The following is a 19,080-nucleotide window of genomic DNA, read 5'->3' on the forward strand; positions in this document are numbered from 1 at the left end:
AATCGAGTAGGAGGCTACCCATTAATTGAGTAGCCGACCTCTCACACCACCGTACGTACCGTTCGGTATACGGCGGTTCAACCGCTTAAGTGCAAGTTACGTAAATGCTCGTACTGAGCAGGGAAGTCATAATACCCTGCTTGTGCGAGCCTTTTGTTTGTTATGGAACGAGACAACACCGGGCTTCCGGCGATGCGCCAGTATCCCAGTCGTGAGTTTGCCCATTGGTAGGCCTGCCACTCCGGTATTCCCAGTTTTCGCAGGTTTTGCGCCTTTGTTCTTGGCTTCTTCCATTGTTTCCAGATGTACATACGGAATCGTCTTCTCAACCATTCGTTCCATCTCTGCAGAGTCCGTTTCATGTCCGCTACGTAGAAGTAACCTATCCAGCCGCGAATATAGACCTTCACCTGCTCCATCACTTGACGGACATTCTTGCCCTGGCTGCGTTTCGTGAGTTCCTTCAGTTTCTTCTTTGCTTTCGCAAGAGATTGTCCATGGGCGCGGATGTGTACTCGGTCCCTGCTCTTTCCCAGAGCAAAACCAAGGAATTTAAAATGCTTTCGGGCCACGATGCTTACGACTTTGCTTTTCCGTCGATTTATCTGAAGTTTCATTCGCTTCTCTAGATACTTCTGGCAGGACTCCAACAGCCGCGTTGCTGCACGTTTGCTTTTCGCCAGCACTACAATGTCATCTGCGTAGCGGATCACATTCACTTCTCGGCTTTTCATCTCTTGGTCGAACTCATTCAAATAGATATTCGCCAGCAGCGGCGATAGCGGGCCACCTTGAGGTGATCCTTCTTCCGTTTCGCGCCGCACTCCGTGCTCCATGACCCCGCTTTTGAGATACTTCTTGATCAGATCAGTTACCCGCTTGTCCTGGATTTGTTTGCGCAAAAGATTCATAAGCAGCTCATGGTTCAGCGTGTCAAAATATTTGGATAGATCGATTTCTACTGCGTAGTCGTATCCCTGCTCCGCATACTCTTTTACTTTGCGAATGGCTTGCTGCGCACTCCGCCCAGGGCGGTAGCCATAGCTTCCTTCCGCGAATAACGGTTCGAACAGGGGTTGTAGCTGCTGCGATATCGCTTGCTGAATCACGCGGTCTATTACCGTAGGGATACCGAGCTTCCGCACTCCACTTCCATCTGGTTTCGGGATTTCTTTACGCCGTACCGGGTTTGGTTTGTAGCTTCCGTCCCGGATACTTTCCAAAAGCCCCTCTCTGTGTTCCCGTAACCACGGTAGTGCCTCCTCGACTGTCATTCCATCGATTCCCGGTGCTCCGTGATTACGTTTGACCCGCTTGTAGGCCTTGTTCAGGTTATCCCTGTTTAGTATCCTCTCAAGCATGTCCGTTGCACCGCCTCTTTCTCTACGTTCCCGAGTGCCGGCACTCCGCGCTCCCGCATACTCTTCGCATTCCATGCTATCCCTTTGCAGGCAGCCCTTTCGGTATTCTGCTTTCATCGTGCCGATGCTCCTTCCAGTCTATACTCGAGGCTTACGATTGTTCGGCCCTTCCCGAAAAAAAAAACTTCTCGGTACTATGGCCTCTGCTGACTTCTCACAGCAAGCTTTACTCCGTCTTTTCGGATTTTTTTTTTTTCCTACCGGACGTCTGTGAGACCTCCCCGGGTAAGAGCGATAGCCTTCCCCTCATCCATCTGCCACATTTACATGCCGGGATTCGGGCAGTATTGGACTTCGCTTTGATTAGCAAGCTCGTCCGTCCCGTCATGCCTTGTATGTGATTCCTGTTCGTCAGACCGAGGGTTTGCCTCCGGCTTCCTTCAGATTCCGCCTCGCGGCGGACACCCTTGCCTTTGGCTAACAGTTCCTACTGCCAAGCCTGTAGCGGACTTTCACCGCCGAGCTATCGCCCATGCCGGGCGCACTAATAAAAGTGCGTTACAAGAGATCCCACTCTTGTAACGCACTTTATGACCTGTACTAAGTAAAATACCTACCTTTGATTCTATTAATACGAATCATTATTATACCAAGAAACGTTTTGGACCAATTTACGTTGCTATTCAACCTGCTCTATAAATAACTCAATGGATTTTGTGGAGTTCCATTCACACGTACTTCAAAGTGCAGATGTGGACCTGTTGAATTCCCAGTTGAGCCCACTTCAGCGATTTTTTGACCGCGGGATACAGATTCGCCTTCTTTTACTAGAGTACCATTCTCTCTGATGTGAGGATATAGTGTCCATAAGCCATCTCCATGATCAACGATAACTGTATTACCATATCCACCATACCACTCTGCCATAATGACCACACCTTCTTCTGCTGCATAAATACTCGTACCCTGAGGGGCAGCGAAATCTGTCCCATTATGCATTTTCCCTACCTCACCTGTTATAGGGTGAACACGTGGACCAAAGTTAGAGGAAATGATTGCACCTTGAATCGGCATTCCTAGTACTCCACCTCCGTTGGAAGAACTGCTGGAGCTCGATTTAGTATTGGAGCTAGAAACCTTTTGCAGTGTTTTTTTTCTCTCTGCCTCTTCTGCAGCGGCTTTCGCCTTCGCAGCTCTTGCAGCCTGCTCTTCTTTCAACGCATTTTTTTCCTGAACCAGTTCCGACCGTTTTGACGCAATTTCAACCAACATTTGATCTTGCTTATCACTGAGTTCACTTTGTGTTTCAATCTCTTTCTCATATCCAGCAATCAGCTTCTGCTTTTCTTGCTCTTTACTAGCTAGCTCCGCTTTATGAGCTTTCTTCTCTGCGTATAGCCGTTTATGCTCTGTATACTGCTTATCAAGTTGCTGTTTCTTCTCTACAACAAGCTGCTTATCTTTCTTGTGTTCAACTAATAGATTTTGGTCTTGGTCTACTATCATTTTTAAAGAATCCATACGCTGTAGAAAATCGGTGAGGCTTGTAGATGATAACAATACATCCAAATAGGAAACTGTACCATCCGTGTACATCAAACGTACTCGGGATTCTAGTAAGTCCTCACGAGCAGCAATCCTCTCTTCTGCAGCTTGTAATTCTTTCTTTGTATTGCGTAAGTTTTCTTCCGTTGTTTCAATATTGTAGGAGACAGTTGCAAGCTCATTGCTTACGTTATCTATTTGCTTCATGATGCTCTTCAAATATGTTTCTTGCTTTTGCTTATAGTAAACGGCTTCCTGCTTTTTCTTTTCAGCTTTTTCCTGCTCTGATGTTGCCGAATTAGACTGTTGTTCGAGCTTTTCCAACTCATTATCAATATCACTGATGCTTGACGCTGCATGACTATAAGCAGGGCTAAGAATAGTGGCTGTAATCAAACTTATTGCAAGTGCAGTTGCTGTCTTTTTCAACTTAATTCCCATCCTTGTACATATTTTTAAATTCGAATTTTGTCTTTCATTGAGATAAATGGCCTTAAGATTAATAGAGAGATGACGCTACTTGTCCTAAATCGCCTCAAAGTTACTAAAACCCCTAAAATATTGCCATATATGTATTCGAGATATGGCGAATTATTAAAATTTTGTTACCTTACATAATGTAGTTTATTTCACTCTACCTTGTCAACTCTTGGAGACGACAAATAAAGAGAGATTATCAATTTATCTGACAGCAAAGAAGATCCCTAAGAACGTTAAATTTCTTATTGGAATGGTTTGAAGGAGCAACCGTTGTCTGGCTCTTTTCTCTAGGTAACGTTCTTCAGACACGTTCAATTGAAAAGACTCGTAACTCAATACGTAGTCTAATTGATCTTGCTCCTTCTGAAGCTTTTGTTAAGAGCGACCAGCAACTTACAAAAAGACCTGTAGAAGAGATTTCTGTTGGAGAAATTATTGTCGTTAAACCTGGTGGAAAGATTCCTTTAGACGGAGAGGTTATCGGTGGTGAATCGAGCGTAAACCAAGCCCCTATTACAGGTGAATCCATTCCAGTTGATAAGAACGTTGGAGATACGGTCTATGCAGGTACCATCAATGAGCATGGATCTTTAGAAATAATCGTGACTAAATTAGTTGAGGACACAACCATTTCTAAAATTATTCATCTTGTTGAAGAAGCACAAGAGCAAAAAGCGCCGACAGAGGCATTTGTTGATAAATTCGCGCGTATCTATACTCCGATTGTGTTCGTTTTTGCCCTTGTCGTGATGCTTGTACCTCCATTAGAATTACTGGTTGTAGCATGTCCTTGTGCCTTGGTTATTTCGACTCCTGTTGCCATTGTATCTGCAATTGGGAATGCTGCTAAAAATGGCGTTCTCATTAAAGGTGGTGCATTCCTGGAAGTCGCAGGAAAGGTCTCTGCAATCGCCTTTGATAAAACGGGTACATTGACTGAAGGAAGACCTAAAGTATCGCAAGTAATTACAACGGTAGCAACAGAGGAAGAGTTGTTGTCCCTTGCTTATACGTTAGAAGAGTATTCCACGCACCCGATAGCTAAAGCTGTAGTTGAGTACGTCAAAGAACAAGGACTCTCCTCACTACAAGGCAATAAGTTTAGAAACCTAGTAGGTAAAGGTGTAGTAGCTAACATAGGTGATCAGGAATATTATGCGGGAAACCTCAAATTATTTCTCGAGTTGAACACCCCTCTTGGGGAAATCGAGTCGAAAGTTCAGATCCTTCAACAAGAAGGGAATACTATTGTTATTATTGGTACGCAAGAAAAAATAATCGGTGTGCTTGCCGTGGCTGACAGTATTCGTGAAACTTCAGCTAGAGCGCTTCGAGACCTTCAAAGTGTCGGTATGAAACAAGTGGTGATGTTAACGGGTGACAACGAGGGTACAGCTAAGAAAGTTGCTTCAAAGACAGGAGTAACCCGATTCTTTGCCGAACTGTTGCCTGAGAATAAAGTCACTGCTATTAAACAGCTTCAAAACGAGGGTCACTTAGTAGCAATGGTCGGAGACGGGATAAATGATGCTCCTGCTCTTGCAACAGCTGATCTAGGTATCGCCATGGGTGGAGCTGGAACTGATACTGCAATGGAGACGGCAGACATTGTATTAATGGCTGATAATTTAGAAAAGCTTCCTCATACGGTTAAACTTAGCCGTAAGGCAATTCGTATTATTAAACAAAATATATGGTTTTCACTTATTATTAAGGCTGCTGCTTTAGTATTGATATTCCCTGATCTGCTCACTCTTTGGATAGCCGTAATTAGTGATACCGGTGCGGCGCTTATTGTGATCTTAAATAGTATGCGATTATTAAAGGTTAAAAGTTAACTATTGTTCTAAAGAATCCCCTACTTTTCAGTTTGGGATTCTTTAGAATTTTCAGACACAAATTGATGGGCGTCATTATTAGATTGAAAAAAGTTGTTTAATTGTCTACCGCTTTCTTCTTTACTAAACTAACCTGCCCGTTAGAATTCCTGTAATACGAATATTTGGAGTTTGAATAAAAAAGAGCGCCTCGTTAAGATGGGGTTACGCACGAGGTCATTGCCTCAAAAACCCATCTGGAGGTCACTCTATCATGAAGTTTAAAGCACAAGACAAACAAAATCAACTCATTGAAAACATTACCGTTCATCATTTAGTGGTCGGCGTAGATATCGCTCAAGAGACCCATGTAGCCAGGGCCGTCAGCTTTCGTGGGATTGCTCTAGGGAATCCGCTCCAATTTGGAAATCATCGTGAAGGCTTCGAGCTTTTCAAACGTTGGATCCAAGACTTACTTAAAACCCACCAATTGAACAAAATTTTGGTTGGCATGGAGCCCACCGGTCACTACTGGTTCAGCCTAGCACGCTGGCTCTCCGACCAAGGTGTAGAGGCTGTTCTAGTAAATCCGCATCTTGTTAAAAAGAACAAAGAAAACCGAGATAATACGCCCTCTAAAAGCGATCACAAAGATGCGCTTGTTATTGCGGACATGATTAAAAATGGGTACTACTCCCCTGTTCGTTTTCATTCCGAGACTTACGAAGAACTACGTATTCTCATGGCTAATCGAGAAACCGTTACCAAGCACCTCAACAGTGCCGTCAACCAGATTCATCGCTGGGTCGATATTGTCTTTCCTGAGTTGCGGCAGGTCTTTAAGATCCTTACCTGCACCAGTGCAATCGCCACACTGAGACTCTTTCCGTTACCGAGTGAGATCGGTCAGTTAACTACGGATCAAGTTATTTCTGGCTGGAAGCAATATGTGAAGCGTCATGCTGGAGTGAAGCGCGCTGAGCTGCTGATTTCACTTGCAAAATCCAGTGTGGGTACGACTCAAGCTCTCCGTTCTTACAAGCTTCATCTGAGTCAGCTGCTCGAAGAATATGACTTAGCTCAGCGTCAACTTGAGCAGATTGAGCATGAGCTCCATACTACTCTCAAATCTATTCCTTATGCACAGAAGCTGCTTGAAATCCGAGGCATTCATGTAACAAATCTAGCAGGTATTCTTGGTGAGGCTGGAGATCTAAGTGGTTATTCACATGGTAATGCGCTGTTACGTCACGCCGGCTTGAATCTAGCCGAGGCTAGTTCCGGGAAATGGCGAGGAAAGATGGTGCTGAGTAAACGAGGCCGACCTCGCTTACGTCATTTTCTGTATCTCATGACGATGAGCATGGTGATGACGAACCCGGAAATTCGGGCTTTACACCACTACAATGTCGAGGAAAAGAAGTTAAAGAAGATGAAATCCATTATGAAATTATGCGGTAAAGTGGCGCGTATGCTTGTTGGTCTGGCCAAAAACAATGAACCTTACGATTTGACCAAAGTTTTCCCACAGGCAGTCATAAAATCATTCGATCCTCACCAGCTCATGCATTCGTAGGATTTCAAGAAGCACGGAGTATCGGGAGACATTACGCAAAAGGGCTCGGACCCGTTCCGTTAGAAAGACCGACCTCCACCCCTTAGATAGATGTGACGAAGGAATGATAGGGCTTTGACCCGTTGAGACATGGGAGCGAGAATCGCTAAGGTGAAGTGGAGACGTGCACGATATGGAACAATTTAGGTGATTGATACTTCACCTGTGTTTGCGCATGCCCTTTTCTATTCACCCCAGCCAAAAGCTGCTCCATAACTTCTTCTCGCACACTTACCACAGGGTGAAATCCTGCGAATTCACGAGCTTGAGTGAGGAAGTGAAATCATTTCGAGGGAGCTTAATGAAAATGGAGTAGCTGCCGACCGGCAATCTGCTCCATGCTCTTTGTCCTATCCAAATAGAATAACTCTTTTCCCGAACTGAGAGGGACCGTTATATTTGCGATGAGATAAGAATTGCTGCAAACTTACATTGTTTTATATAATCGGCGAAGTGCATCTCTCATTTCCGACTTAATATTGATATCTGGTCTCTTAGATTTTGCAGTTTGTTCAGCAGAATCTACATCCTTCTCATGTCCTAATTCAAGCAGAAGTCCTGTTGAAACCGTTCCTGTACGATTACGTCCTCCTGAACAGTGAAAGTATACCTTCTTCCCTTCATCTACTGCTTTCTTAACAGCTTGAATAGCCCTTTTAATCGATTCGTCTTGATGATCTTGATCTTCAACGATAGGGAAATGGTGACGAGTAGTACCCTCACGCAACTCTAAGTTGCCACTTGAACTGTCCCGCAAGTCAAACACATCCGTAATCCCTTGCTCCTTTACCGATTGTTCAATATCATCAGCACCACCTATATAGACTTTACCTTTTATAAGTTCATGGTAACTCATTACTGGTTTCCTCCAAATTATCTAAGATAACTTTCTTAAATCCCTAAAAGAACCCGAGTATTTTAATCTCGGCTTACGTTACACGCTTACTCGCCCGTTTTCGCGAACGTTTCGATACGCTGTCCAATTTCATCGCGTACACGTTGGAATACTGACCATTTTTCTTCGTCTGTTCCCTGAGCTTTTGCTGGATCATCAAATCCCCAGTGTTCACGGCGAACATTTGGCGGAGTAATTGGACATTTATCGGCTGCATCACCGCACAGAGTGATCACAAGATCCGCAGAGTTTAGAATAGCTGGATCGATAATATCCGATGTCTGATTGGAAATATCAATTCCTACTTCGTTCATTGCTTTCACCGCATTCGGATTTAATCCATGGGCCTCAATTCCGGCACTATACACATTCCACTCGTTCCCAAGATGTTTTTTAGCCCAACCTTCGGCCATCTGACTGCGGCAAGAGTTTCCGGTGCACAAGAAATAAATCGTCTTTTTACTCATTTGTTATTCTCTCCTTTAATAAGTCCAAACTATATTTTTTATAAAATGAGGAGCCATAGATACAAACCTAAGAGCGTAATAAACAAAGTTGGAATCGTAATGATAATCCCCGTTTTAAAGTAGGTTCCCCATGATATCTTGATGCCTTTCGTTGAAAGTACATGTAGCCATAGAAGCGTTGCTAATGAACCGATTGGAGTAATTTTAGGTCCTAAATCAGATCCGATGACATTTGCGTAAACCAAAGCTTCTTTTATGACTCCTGTAGCATGAGTCGCATCAATAGCAAGCGCATTAATCATTACTGTCGGCATGTTATTCATAATGGAAGAAAGAATAGCTGCAATGAATCCCATTCCCATCGTTGCTACAAATAATCCCTGCTCCGCTACAGCTGCAATTGCATCAGCCAAGAGATCTGTCATACCTGCATTTCGTAGTCCATATACAACAACGTACATCCCGATTGAAAAGAATACGATATTCCAAGGCGCACCTTTAACTACTTCTTTCGCTTGTACAGCAGTACTTCTTCTTGCAAGCATTAAGAAGGCTAAAGCGATGATTCCAGCAACGATAGAAACTGGAATACCGACAAACTCACTTACAAAGTAACCGATAACGAGGATGGCCAGTACGTACCAAGAAAACCGAAACATGGCTCTGTCCTTTATCGCTTCCGTTGGAGCTTTAAGATCGGAATCATCGAATCTCTTAGGAATACTTCTTCTGAAGAAAATATAAAGAACAAGAATACTTGCCACCAAGGAAAAAACATTCGGAATAATCATTCGACTCGCATACTCAGTGAAGCTGATCCCAAAGAAATCGGCAGACACGATGTTGACCAGGTTACTTACAACCAGAGGAAGCGATGTAGTATCTGCAATAAAACCGCTGGCAATTATAAACGGAAACACTTTTTTCTCATCAAAATTTAGGGCTCGTACCATAGCAAGCACAATCGGTGTCAGAATGAGTGCAGCTCCGTCATTCGCAAAGAAAGCAGCAACAATTGCACCGAGTACACTAATGTACACAAACATTCGAACTCCATTTCCTTTGGCTGCCCGAGCCATATGCAGTGCAGCCCATTCAAAAAATCCAATTCGATCCAAGATTAATGAAATTAAAATAATGGCCACAAACGCTAAGGTTGCATTCCATACGATTTGGGTAACGTCCCAAACGTCTTGGAAACTGACAACTCCAACTAACAGAGCAAGAACAGCACCGCCACATGCAGACCATCCAATGTTTAAATTTTTCGGCTGCCATATAACAAGCACTAGTGTGACTAAAAAAATGATACAAGCTAAGATTGTCGATACCACTATAAAACCTCCAACTTGACTATCTTCTAAGGTTTAGCAGACTACACAGCATGCTCTGACCTTATCTGTTAACATTTCAAAGAACCTGAATATAAACTAGCTCTAGGATTTGCCATAAACCGCCTCCTCTATTCCGAAATCATTATATAAGCATATACTTATATATACAACCCACTTTTTTATTTTCCTCCGATACAAGAAGATTGTACTCCCTGTTTATTAAGGTCCGTCAGAATTTGCTGAGCATCAGGTAAATTTTGCAGAACAGCCTGAATATACGGTTTGTCCTCCACATACAGCGAATAGTAAATCCACTGACTTCGTCTAGTTTCTTTTACAAGATCCAGGGACTTCAGCTTCCGGATATGCTGACTTATCGCTGGCTGAGACATTTCAAAGATATCCACAAATTCGCATACGCACCATTCGCGTTCTTGTAAAAGCAACATCATCGTAAGTCTTGTTTTATCTCCTAGTAGCTTCAAACGATCCGCAGCGAAAGATAAATCAGATGTGGTTACAATTTCACTCATGATCCTACTCCCCTTTCTAACTCTCGATAATTTCTGTTGTATTCATCATACATAACATCTATCCATTTATCAAATTATTTTGATGTATTGATAACATACTGACTCTATGTTAATATTTACTTAATCAAAAATATTTGATTTAAATAAGGGAGAATGTTCTCATGAAGATAGACGCGACATTGTTGGCCAGTTATGAGGCCAAATTTAAAGCATTAGCGGATCAGAAGCGACTCCTCATAATCAATGAGCTTTGCCAATATGAAGAAGTTTGCGTTTGTGATCTTGTAGAAAAGATGGAAATACCTCAGTCCAAGCTTTCCTACCACCTTAAAATACTTCTTGATGCCGGATTTATACTCAAAGAAACAAGAGGTACCTGGAGCTATTACAGGCTAAATCAAAGTGAAATCAATAAAGTATTGTCTCCGGAATTGTGCTGTATATTCACAAAACCGAGTAGTACTACCAATCAAACCACATGCTAATCTAATTTGTGTGTTAAGGAGGATTCTTATGTATAAATCAGTTATTATTGGTACCGGTCCTGCAGGATACACGGCAGCCATTTATCTTGCACGTGCTAATTTGAACCCTCTCATTATTGAAGGACTTCAGCCTGGTGGACAGTTAACCACAACGACTGAAATTGAAAACTTCCCGGGTTTTCCTGATGGAATCATGGGTCCAGAATTGATGGATAACATGCGTAAACAAGCCGAACGTTTTGGCGCTGAGTTCAAATCTGGATTTGTTAGTGAAGTGGACTTCAGTAAACGACCTTTCAAACTCAAAATTGATGGCCAGGATGAGATCGAAGCAGAATCTGTTATTATCTCCACTGGAGCATCAGCTAGATATCTTGGTATACCTAATGAACAAGAATACGTTGGTCGGGGCGTGAGTACCTGTGCTACATGTGATGGATTCTTCTTTCGCGGTAAGAAGATTATTGTCGTAGGCGGTGGAGACTCTGCTATGGAGGAAGCTAACTTCTTAACTCGATTTGCTTCTGAAGTCGTATTAGTCCATCGTCGGGATGAATTAAGGGCATCTAAAATTATGCAAGACCGGGCAAGATCAAACCCGAAAATTACGTTTGCCTTAAATCGAACACCAGTAGAAGTACTTCCCAAAGAAATGGGGATTCAAGGGTTAAAAGTTCTTAACAATGAAACGGGTCAAGAAGAAGTAATAGAGGCGGACGGGTTATTTGTTGCCATTGGACATACACCAAACACCTCTTTCCTAGATGGACAAATCAATACTGACGCTCATGGATACATTGTTGTAAATCCAGGAACGACGGAAACCAATATCCCAGGTGTTTTTGCTTGCGGAGACGTACAGGACTCTAAGTACCGTCAAGCGATCACCGCTGCAGGATCAGGTTGTATGGCTGCTATGGATTCTGAAAAATTCCTGGAGGGTTCAGCCATACAGGATTGGAGCGGTATTCTAGACCAATAATCTTTCTTAAAAAGCTCATCAAACACACTGATGAGCTTTTGTTTTATATTAAAGAAAATAGTCTACAAGGGAGGCAGCAAAAATGGAGATACGTATTAGACCTGCAATCGAAAGTGATGCTCAAGGTATTATGGATATATATAATTACTCAATCGTAGTTGAGAGAAATGCAACCTACGAAACAACACCTAAGACGTTAGAGGATCGAACCCAGTGGATACGATCCCAAGGAGATCGGTACCCTATTTTAGTTGCAGAATTAAATGATCAAATTGTTGGCTGGGCATCTGTGTCTAGTTACCGGACAAGAGAGTGTTATCGAGGAGTTGGGGAATTTTCTGTATATGTACATAAAGACTTTAGAAAGCAAAATGTAGGTTACAAGCTACTCGACGAACTTCTTAAGGTATGCAAGGATTCAGGTTATTGGAAGCTGCTCTCTCGTATCTTCACCTTTAATCAAGGAAGTCGTAAACTGTGTGAACGCTGTGGGTTTAGAGAAGTCGGGATATATGAAAAACACGCAAAATTAGGAGATGAGTGGCTCGATGTTGTGATAGTCGAGAAAATCATCTCCGAAAATCTAATCTAATGAACATGAAAAAGGCCCGTCATCTAGCGGGCCCTTCTAAATTATTTTATATATTTGAGTTTCACTAGCTTAGCTACAGCATGAAGACGCTTTAGTAGCAGGTGAAGTAGAACAGCAGCTCTCCTCAACTTGATCGGATACATTATTTATACTGCAAACACCCGTCTCTGGTAATTCCAACTCCACTTTTTCGGCTCCTTCGTAATCCCCTGCCAGATATGCAGCAATGGATCTCACCTGCTCATAGCCTGTTGCCATAAGAAAGGTTGGAGCTCGGCCGTAGCTCTTCATGCCCACCATATAAAAATTCTTTTCCAAATGCCGAAGTTCTTTTTCGCCGTGTGGACGAACCGTTCCGCAGCTGTGTACATTAGGATCAATAAGTGGGGCTAGAGTTTCTACACTCTCGGTAGTTTGATCGATGCTGAGCCTGAGCTCGCTGATGAACGAGAAATCAGGACGACTTCCTGTGTTCACAACAATTTCATCTATGCCCTCAACCTGCTTTTCTTCACCAAAACTTATGCCGATAATGTTGATTTTACCATCCACTTGTTTCAACTGATGAATACGCAATGGTGTAAAGACCTTTATTCTATCTTGATCTACAAGTCGATGAATTCGAATTCCGAGTGCTCCTCTAGCCTTCAATTGGTCATTGTCTTCTCCACCATACGCATTTCCTACTTTACTCTTCCGCATGATCCAAAAGATTTCTGTATTCGGGTCTTCAGACAGTTCCAGCATTGAATTGATTGCCGAATGTCCTCCTCCAATTACCGCCACTTTCTTTCCATTGAATCGTTCTCCATCTCTGTTTCTAATGTCAGGAATACCATAATAAATATGTTCTTTAAGATCTCCTTCTTCTTTCGTCCAAATCCCACTGCTATGGATAGGATTCGCTTTCCCCCAAGTGCCCGTTGCATCGATAACTGCTTTTGCCTCATAAAGGGTTGTTAATTGGTTTTCCTCCACGAAAACAATGAATGGCTGGCTTTCACGCCCTAAGCTTTTCATTTTATCCGTATCTTTTCTGCTGACTGCTGTTACTTTTGCATTTCGCTTTAAGTTGGACTCTATTTCAGGCAATCGGGATAGAGGATATAGGTACTGCTCCAAAAGCTCTTTACCTGTAGGTAAATCATCATCATTTGGTCGTTTCCAATCCGTTTTCTCGAGTAATCTAGCCGCTGCTTTGTCGATGTTATATTGCCAAGGGGAAAATACCTGCACATGCCCCCACTCCTTAATATGACTTCCTACCTCAGATCCCGACTCAAAGATGATAATACGTTCTCCTCTTTCAATAAGGTGTGCAGCTGCAGCAAGTCCGATAGGACCGGCACCAATGATGGCCACAGGAAGATCAGTGGACTGGTTACTGTCTGGTTTAACTAACTCTTTGTTAGTTTCAGGTGCACAACAACTGTTCTGAACTTGTTTAAATTGAATTTCCTTCATTTCCCATACCTCACTTTTTTTATTTGTATTTTGCAAGTATATACTGATTATATAGGGTGACCTTGAAGATCACCCCATAGGAGTACAGCATTTGTCTGATTTAAGCATACTTTCATTTAACAACTTAATCGATCGGAGAACCGTTTCTCGCTCAAACTCATTCATAAAAGAGAAAACCTCATTTAAGTAACTGTTCATATTCTCATCGATCGTCGTAGCCACGAATTTTCCTTCTGTCGTTAGATGTAGAATATATACTCTACGATCCTCTGGAAGTGTTGTTTTCTTGACTAAATTCTTTTTTATCAACGTTTGTACCTGACGGCTAAATGTGGTTATATCCATGCCAAGCGTATCCGCGATCTGCTGCATAGATGGCTCATGCTGTCGATCAATTTCATAAAGTATATGACTTTGGATCATTGATATATCATTAGTCCCTACACTACAACAATTCTTATTCAAAAGGCCGAATCGGCGTGCAGTCACTTGTAGTAGTTCTCTCGGACTTTCTTCCATCTAAGCTCACCTCTTGTTTCAGTTATACTACATATATTTGCATTATGCAAGTATATGATTTAAAGTCCTTCATTTTTACTGTAATTTCCGACCAACAAGCCTAAATAGATTTAGATTTCTTATTTAGATAACCATCTTAGTTTAAAATTCTTTTAGCATGATCGATAACATATCGAGCATCGGGTCCAACACCACGAAGCGTAGCAGATGAAAAAGACCTCTGTCCAGGTATTCCCACATAATAAAGTCCTTCTACAGCAGTACTTACACCTTTCACTTGTAGCGCTTCTTCATTCATGCTTAAAGCATCTAGCCTTTTTAGATATTCATAGTTTGATCGATAACCCGTTGCAAATATGACCTGATCTATCTTCTCTTTCTCACCATTTTCCCAAACCACTCCTTCTTCATAAAAGGCGTTGAACATCGGTCTTTGTTGTGGTTTTCCTTCCTTTAATCGCTGTCGATAATGATCTAGATCCATTACAGATGAATTAAGAGCTAACTTTTTACCGATGGGCCAAACGGAATCGATACCAAACCATTTAAACCAATCATGAATATCTCGACCTAAAATACGCTGCGGCACAAGAGATACAGGTTCTCTTACTGCGAGTGTAGCATATGCTACTTCCGCTAATTCCATGCTAATTTGTACAGCTGAATTCCCTCTCCCCACAACAACTACCCTTTGATCTTTGTATATTTCAGGGGATCTATAAAATGCAGAATGAGTTATAGCCCCTTTGTAAATTTGCTCTCCGGATACTTTGGGAATATAGGGATTGTTAAACGATCCGGTAGCACAAATAAGGGTTCGGGATAAGTACGTTTTACCTGAAGAAGTATGAATTTCAAAAACACCTGTATTATTCCGGAGCACCTCAACAACTCGGGTATGAAAAACCAGAGGAATCTCAAAGAATCTCGCATATTCATTTAAATACGCTATCACTTCATCTCGAAGTGGATAACGATCCCCAGGAGATGCCATAGGAAGACCCGGTAATGATGAGTACTTAGCCGGTGAAAATAACTTAAGGCTGTCATAATAATAAGGCCACGATCCTGCAGCCTGCTCCCCAGCTTCTAAAATCAAAAAAGAACGTCCACTCTTTTTTAAGTAGTATCCCGATGCTAAGCCTGCCTGGCCGCCGCCAATAACAATCGTATGCCAAATTTCCATTCTGCTTCCCCCTTCACGTTATCATTATGAGACTTGATACAAGCGTTTCCGCCGATGATTATAAAATAAAAACACGCTACACACCCATAAAAGCATTGCGGCTACAGTGTTAATAATCGTATCTCCGAATACGGAGAGTAAGGTAAATCCCAAAAAAGGGCCTAACGCTGCTCCCACATCCACAATCATGGAGTAAAACGATACGACATGATGGGGATTGGAGGATGTAGAAGCGTACTGAGCAGCGTCTGCATCTGTAAGGGTCGTCACAATAGATGAAACAAGAAGTAGGGCGATCAAAGTAAGTAACCAAGCTAAGGTATCGACGTTCAATCCCAAAATGACAAACATGATTCCTCCGGCTAAAAAGCTTATTGTCAACCAAACTACCCTTGATTTAGATTTATCGCTAAGTTTACCTGCCCAATAACCTAAGATCGGATCTGAAAACCATTTACATGCAAGCAGAATGCCGGTAATCGTAGCTGCTCCGATAGAGCTTAATAAAGCTATCGTTGAAAAGTCTTGTAGTTCAATCCAATAACTTAAAGTGGATTTCATATAACCTTGAAATAGGAGGGAAACGCTGAATCCAGCAAAAAGAATGATGAGGAGTCTTGAATCTATTTTTAACATTGCTCGTTGGTCTGATTGTGTTAATTCTTTTTTTGTCATTTCACTACTGCGTGGCTTACGAATAAAGAACAATAATGGGATCGAGATCAAAGCAAATAATCCGAATCCCATAAGTACAGATGAAACACCGAAATTTTCTGACAAAAAAGAGCCGAACACCATACCGACCACAGCCCCACAGCCTGAGATCCCATTAAACAGTCCAGTAAGCTTACCCGGCTGGCTGCTTACGGTAACAGCTTCAACGATCGAAAGTTGACCGGCTTGTCTGATAAATGACCAAGCAATTCCCCAAATACATCTTGCTACGAGCAAAAAGCCAAAACCTTGAAAATATCCATAGGAAAAAGTAGTAATTACTGTGAGTATAGCTGCAATCATTAATCCACTTTTAATGGAATACCGGGTATAGAACCAGCCAATGAGCGGATGAATTGGAATCGAATAAAACGATTAATAGATAGTAGAAGCCCTACCTGCCATAAAGCAGTTAGTCCAAAATCTTTGCTATACACAGGTAATACTGCGTAAAGCATTGCATCACCAAACAAACAAATTGCTGTAATTATTGCGATAATTCTCAGATTATTTTCAACTTGTGGTGTATTAAGTGGTTGACTCCTCTTCCTTTCAATTAGCAACGTTTCTGCACACTCCTCTGCTATCGCTTCTCAAAAAATGGTTATATGAAACATCTTCTTTATACCCTTAAAATTTGTTATTTGCAAGTAAATTATTTTCGAATACATAAATATATCCTCTATTTTTAACTGAATATAAGATTTTACAACAAATTATGAATGTTTTTTACTTGCACTTTACAAATATAAACTACATAACTTCATCAAATAAATAAACCAGCTGGATACACACCATTTAGGGGTAGTACCAGCGAAGCTGACACCACCCGCAAAGTGGATGTAATTAATGTAATTTTTAAACCGTAAATATAGCGAAGAAAAACCCAGTCAAATGTTCCATGAATATATAGTTGTAGACTAAGGAGGCTTATCCTACGGGGACTTAGAAATAGGGTTAAGACCAGCGTAGCTAACACCTGCATAAGTATAAATGGAAATTTTAACTTAAGAGAAGCCGTGCTCAAAGAACTCGACTTTTCATCTTTACTTGGGATCAAGCCTAACCAAAATAGATTTCGTACATTAAGCCGGGGAAGCCCGCAATTAATAAGTCAAATTAAAAAGTCAAATCCTTTTCCAACTATCCATGTATAGATTTCAGTGTTTTAGGAATAAATCAGTAAAAGGTTACAAAGAATAAGACCATTACTAATGAAAAGAGATGAAGAGAATATGTCAAATACAAATCAAATGCCTCGAGAAGAAGGAATAGACCATACTTTGAGCCTTGCGAGAGAAGGATATATGTACATTATGAACAGACGTCACAGTTTTAATTCTGATGTATTCGAGACCCGATTATTTGGAAAAAGAGCGATCTGCTTGGGAGGAAAGGAAGCTGCTGAAATTTTTTATGACACTGAGAAATTTAAAAGGAAAGATGCAACACCAAATCGTGTGGTGCAAACATTGTTAGGCAAGAATGGTGTTCAGGCGTTAGATGGACAGGCCCATACGCATCGAAAACAAATGTTTATGTCGATCATGTCTCCTGACGGACTCAAAAAACTGACCGACATTACAAAAAAACAGTGGGAGGTGGCGTTAGATAGATGGGAACAGATGGATGAAATTGTTCTTTATGAAGAAGCACAAGAAATAATGTGCAGGACAGCCTGCCAGTGGGCAGGTGTACCGGTACAAGAAGACGAAGCGAAGAAGCTGACCAAAGATTTGGCCGCAATGTTCGAGTCGCCGGCTGCAATTGGCCCAAAACATTGGCTAGGGAGAAATGCACGAAATCAGGTAGAAAAGTCGATCGGAGAACTCATTAATGCGGTTCGTGATAGGATATTGAATCCCCCTGAAGATACTGCATTACATGTGTTTGCCTGGCATCGCGATCTGGAAGGGAATCTTTTGGATACCGAAACCGCTGCTGTGGAAGTCATCAATATCTTGAGACCGATTGTGGCGATCGCTATATTCATCAATTTCACAGCACTGGCAGTGCATCATTATCAGGAAGAAAGGGAGAAGCTTCAATCCGGCGACGAAAAATATGCTCAGATGTTTGTACAGGAAGTGCGCCGCTTTTATCCGTTTTTTCCGTTTGTCGGGGCAATAGTAAAAAAAGATTTCATATGGCACAATTATAAATTTGAAAAAGGAACATTAACTTTTCTAGATCTTTATGGCACTAACCATGATTCTATGATTTGGGACAATCCTGATGTGTTCAGTCCGGATCGGTTTGCCGAATGGGAAGGAAGCCCCTTTAGCTTCATTCCTCAGGGTGGTGGCGATTACTTCATGGGACATCGCTGTGCCGGTGAATGGGTCACCATTGAAGTCATGAAAGTAAGTCTTTATTACCTAGCGAGTCGAATGAATTATGAAGTGCCAGACCAAGATTTAAGTTTCAGTATGGTCAGCATACCAAGCATTCCCAATAGTAAATTTGTGATCAAAAATGTTAAACGAAGGATATAATCCTGAATTTCAAAAATATCGATCTTTGAATACGTGAAAAGGGCTCGGAATCTTTGGGAGAATGGTGTTTGTCGAGAACACTACACCTAAACAGAGGAGCATCTTATAGGTGAATGTGCTTTTGTTGCGCAAGCAATGGCAAAGGAGTTAGCCTGATTTGCGCCGACGTTGGCACAGCTTGCGGGAATGAATGTAAAAATTTGATTACGAGCATTGCCACAAGAGGACTGGATCGCCCTCTCGTACGCCAATTGCTTACGGGACAATGGCTAGTCGCCCAACATAACCTACTGATCTCCAGTCCGACGGGCGTCGGCAAGACGTTCCTTGTGTGTGCCCCTAGCCACCGCCGCTAGCCGTCAAGGTTTTCGCGTGCACTATATCCGTCTTTTCCGCCTGTTTCAGGGCATTGTCATGGCGAAGGGAGACGGTACGTATGGGAAGCTGGCACCCAATTGACCAAAGTCGATTTGCTGATCCTCGACGATTGGGGACTGGCGCCGCTAGCCGCTGCTGAAAGCCGCGAACTCCTCGACATATTGGATGACCGCGTATGAGTGCATTCCACATGCCTGGCTAGCCAGATCCCGGTCGAC

General features: G+C 42.1%; 16 protein-coding genes and 2 pseudogenes. 7 read left to right on the top strand and 11 right to left on the bottom strand.

Annotation, left to right across the window (positions count from 1 at the left end; translation table 11 throughout):
* Positions 1–77 precede the first annotated feature (77 nt).
* Together ltrA and ACFQ3J_RS20540 are read right to left on the bottom strand one after the other, a co-directional pair.
* A complete protein-coding gene (gene ltrA / locus ACFQ3J_RS20535; RefSeq protein WP_047911907.1) occupies positions 78–1,478 on the bottom strand; it encodes a group II intron reverse transcriptase/maturase in 1,401 nt (466 codons plus the stop codon).
* A 576-nt stretch (positions 1,479–2,054) separates the two neighbouring features.
* On the bottom strand, positions 2,055–3,335 hold the full coding sequence (locus tag ACFQ3J_RS20540) for a murein hydrolase activator EnvC family protein (RefSeq protein ID WP_090727165.1): 1,281 nt from the start codon (positions 3,333–3,335) through the stop codon (positions 2,055–2,057).
* A 299-nt stretch (positions 3,336–3,634) separates the two neighbouring features.
* Here ACFQ3J_RS20540 and ACFQ3J_RS20545 point away from each other — a divergent pair.
* Both ACFQ3J_RS20545 and ACFQ3J_RS20550 read left to right on the top strand, forming a co-directional pair.
* Positions 3,635–5,224: pseudogene (locus ACFQ3J_RS20545) on the top strand (heavy metal translocating P-type ATPase); the annotation flags it as partial.
* 253 nt (positions 5,225–5,477) lie between these two features.
* Positions 5,478–6,779: an IS110 family transposase gene (locus ACFQ3J_RS20550; RefSeq protein ID WP_090727169.1), complete on the top strand. Its 1,302-nt coding sequence runs from the start codon at positions 5,478–5,480 to the stop codon at positions 6,777–6,779.
* A 466-nt stretch (positions 6,780–7,245) separates the two neighbouring features.
* Here the strand turns inward: ACFQ3J_RS20550 and ACFQ3J_RS20555 are convergent, their stop codons facing one another.
* The 4 genes from ACFQ3J_RS20555 to ACFQ3J_RS20570 all read right to left on the bottom strand — a co-directional run bounded on the left by ACFQ3J_RS20555 (position 7,246) and on the right by ACFQ3J_RS20570 (position 10,047).
* Complete coding sequence (locus ACFQ3J_RS20555) at positions 7,246–7,674, bottom strand: protein-tyrosine phosphatase family protein (protein ID WP_090727170.1); 429 nt, start codon at positions 7,672–7,674, stop codon at positions 7,246–7,248.
* An 86-nt stretch (positions 7,675–7,760) separates the two neighbouring features.
* The gene (arsC, locus tag ACFQ3J_RS20560; RefSeq protein WP_379293761.1) at positions 7,761–8,180 is read right to left on the bottom strand and encodes an arsenate reductase (thioredoxin); all 420 of its coding nucleotides are present in this window, start codon (positions 8,178–8,180) and stop codon (positions 7,761–7,763) included.
* Positions 8,181–8,218: 38 nt separating this feature from the next.
* Positions 8,219–9,514, bottom strand: coding sequence for an arsenic transporter (locus ACFQ3J_RS20565; RefSeq protein ID WP_379293763.1), 1,296 nt, complete (start codon positions 9,512–9,514; stop codon positions 8,219–8,221).
* Between the two features lie 179 nt (positions 9,515–9,693).
* Positions 9,694–10,047 carry an ArsR/SmtB family transcription factor gene (locus ACFQ3J_RS20570; RefSeq protein ID WP_379293765.1) on the bottom strand — a complete coding sequence of 118 codons (354 nt, stop codon included), beginning with the start codon at positions 10,045–10,047 and terminating at the stop codon, positions 9,694–9,696.
* Positions 10,048–10,208: 161 nt separating this feature from the next.
* Between ACFQ3J_RS20570 and ACFQ3J_RS20575 the strand changes: the two genes are divergently transcribed.
* The 3 genes from ACFQ3J_RS20575 (at position 10,209) to ACFQ3J_RS20585 (ending at position 12,106) form a co-directional block, all read left to right on the top strand.
* Entirely contained in the window at positions 10,209–10,532 is a 324-nt protein-coding gene (locus tag ACFQ3J_RS20575; RefSeq protein ID WP_379293767.1) for an ArsR/SmtB family transcription factor, read from the top strand.
* Positions 10,533–10,560: 28 nt separating this feature from the next.
* Positions 10,561–11,514 carry a thioredoxin-disulfide reductase gene (trxB, locus tag ACFQ3J_RS20580; RefSeq protein WP_379293769.1) on the top strand — a complete coding sequence of 318 codons (954 nt, stop codon included), beginning with the start codon at positions 10,561–10,563 and terminating at the stop codon, positions 11,512–11,514.
* An 82-nt stretch (positions 11,515–11,596) separates the two neighbouring features.
* The gene (locus ACFQ3J_RS20585; RefSeq protein WP_379293771.1) at positions 11,597–12,106 is read left to right on the top strand and encodes an arsinothricin resistance N-acetyltransferase ArsN1 family A; all 510 of its coding nucleotides are present in this window, start codon (positions 11,597–11,599) and stop codon (positions 12,104–12,106) included.
* Positions 12,107–12,175: 69 nt separating this feature from the next.
* Here ACFQ3J_RS20585 and ACFQ3J_RS20590 read toward each other — a convergent pair whose 3' ends face one another.
* The 5 genes from ACFQ3J_RS20590 to ACFQ3J_RS20610 all read right to left on the bottom strand — a co-directional run bounded on the left by ACFQ3J_RS20590 (position 12,176) and on the right by ACFQ3J_RS20610 (position 16,552).
* Positions 12,176–13,570 carry an NAD(P)-binding domain-containing protein gene (locus tag ACFQ3J_RS20590; protein ID WP_379293773.1) on the bottom strand — a complete coding sequence of 465 codons (1,395 nt, stop codon included), beginning with the start codon at positions 13,568–13,570 and terminating at the stop codon, positions 12,176–12,178.
* A 69-nt stretch (positions 13,571–13,639) separates the two neighbouring features.
* Entirely contained in the window at positions 13,640–14,089 is a 450-nt protein-coding gene (locus ACFQ3J_RS20595) for a MarR family winged helix-turn-helix transcriptional regulator (protein ID WP_205054971.1), read from the bottom strand.
* A gap of 136 nt (positions 14,090–14,225) precedes the next feature.
* Positions 14,226–15,275 carry a flavin-containing monooxygenase gene (locus tag ACFQ3J_RS20600; protein ID WP_379293775.1) on the bottom strand — a complete coding sequence of 350 codons (1,050 nt, stop codon included), beginning with the start codon at positions 15,273–15,275 and terminating at the stop codon, positions 14,226–14,228.
* A gap of 24 nt (positions 15,276–15,299) precedes the next feature.
* Positions 15,300–16,292 carry an MFS transporter gene (locus tag ACFQ3J_RS20605; protein ID WP_379293777.1) on the bottom strand — a complete coding sequence of 331 codons (993 nt, stop codon included), beginning with the start codon at positions 16,290–16,292 and terminating at the stop codon, positions 15,300–15,302.
* Positions 16,292–16,552, bottom strand: coding sequence for a hypothetical protein (locus ACFQ3J_RS20610; protein ID WP_379293779.1), 261 nt, complete (start codon positions 16,550–16,552; stop codon positions 16,292–16,294). Before ACFQ3J_RS20610 ends, ACFQ3J_RS20605 begins: the two co-directional genes overlap by 1 nt.
* Before the next feature lie 672 nt (positions 16,553–17,224).
* Between ACFQ3J_RS20610 and ACFQ3J_RS20615 the strand changes: the two genes are divergently transcribed.
* Both ACFQ3J_RS20615 and ACFQ3J_RS20620 read left to right on the top strand, forming a co-directional pair.
* Entirely contained in the window at positions 17,225–18,484 is a 1,260-nt protein-coding gene (locus ACFQ3J_RS20615; protein WP_379293998.1) for a cytochrome P450, read from the top strand.
* A 113-nt stretch (positions 18,485–18,597) separates the two neighbouring features.
* Positions 18,598–19,041, top strand: a pseudogene (locus ACFQ3J_RS20620) (ATP-binding protein).
* Positions 19,042–19,080: the final 39 nt, after the last annotated feature.

The organism is Paenibacillus provencensis, from assembly GCF_042678545.1.
In the GTDB taxonomy this organism is placed as follows: domain Bacteria; phylum Bacillota; class Bacilli; order Paenibacillales; family Paenibacillaceae; genus Paenibacillus; species Paenibacillus provencensis.

Bases quoted from the DNA above. Each gene is read 5' to 3' on its own strand.
- ltrA (WP_047911907.1), bottom strand. From the start codon at position 1,478: ATGAAAGCAGAATACCGAAAGGGCTGCCTGCAAAGGGATAGCATGGAA.
- ACFQ3J_RS20550 (WP_090727169.1), top strand. From the start codon at position 5,478: ATGAAGTTTAAAGCACAAGACAAACAAAATCAACTCATTGAAAACATT.
- ACFQ3J_RS20555 (WP_090727170.1), bottom strand. From the start codon at position 7,674: ATGAGTTACCATGAACTTATAAAAGGTAAAGTCTATATAGGTGGTGCT.
- arsC (WP_379293761.1), bottom strand. From the start codon at position 8,180: ATGAGTAAAAAGACGATTTATTTCTTGTGCACCGGAAACTCTTGCCGC.
- ACFQ3J_RS20570 (WP_379293765.1), bottom strand. From the start codon at position 10,047: ATGAGTGAAATTGTAACCACATCTGATTTATCTTTCGCTGCGGATCGT.
- ACFQ3J_RS20575 (WP_379293767.1), top strand. From the start codon at position 10,209: ATGAAGATAGACGCGACATTGTTGGCCAGTTATGAGGCCAAATTTAAA.
- trxB (WP_379293769.1), top strand. From the start codon at position 10,561: ATGTATAAATCAGTTATTATTGGTACCGGTCCTGCAGGATACACGGCA.
- ACFQ3J_RS20585 (WP_379293771.1), top strand. From the start codon at position 11,597: ATGGAGATACGTATTAGACCTGCAATCGAAAGTGATGCTCAAGGTATT.
- ACFQ3J_RS20590 (WP_379293773.1), bottom strand. From the start codon at position 13,570: ATGAAGGAAATTCAATTTAAACAAGTTCAGAACAGTTGTTGTGCACCT.
- ACFQ3J_RS20595 (WP_205054971.1), bottom strand. From the start codon at position 14,089: ATGGAAGAAAGTCCGAGAGAACTACTACAAGTGACTGCACGCCGATTC.
- ACFQ3J_RS20600 (WP_379293775.1), bottom strand. From the start codon at position 15,275: ATGGAAATTTGGCATACGATTGTTATTGGCGGCGGCCAGGCAGGCTTA.
- ACFQ3J_RS20605 (WP_379293777.1), bottom strand. From the start codon at position 16,292: ATGATTGCAGCTATACTCACAGTAATTACTACTTTTTCCTATGGATAT.
- ACFQ3J_RS20615 (WP_379293998.1), top strand. From the start codon at position 17,225: ATGTCAAATACAAATCAAATGCCTCGAGAAGAAGGAATAGACCATACT.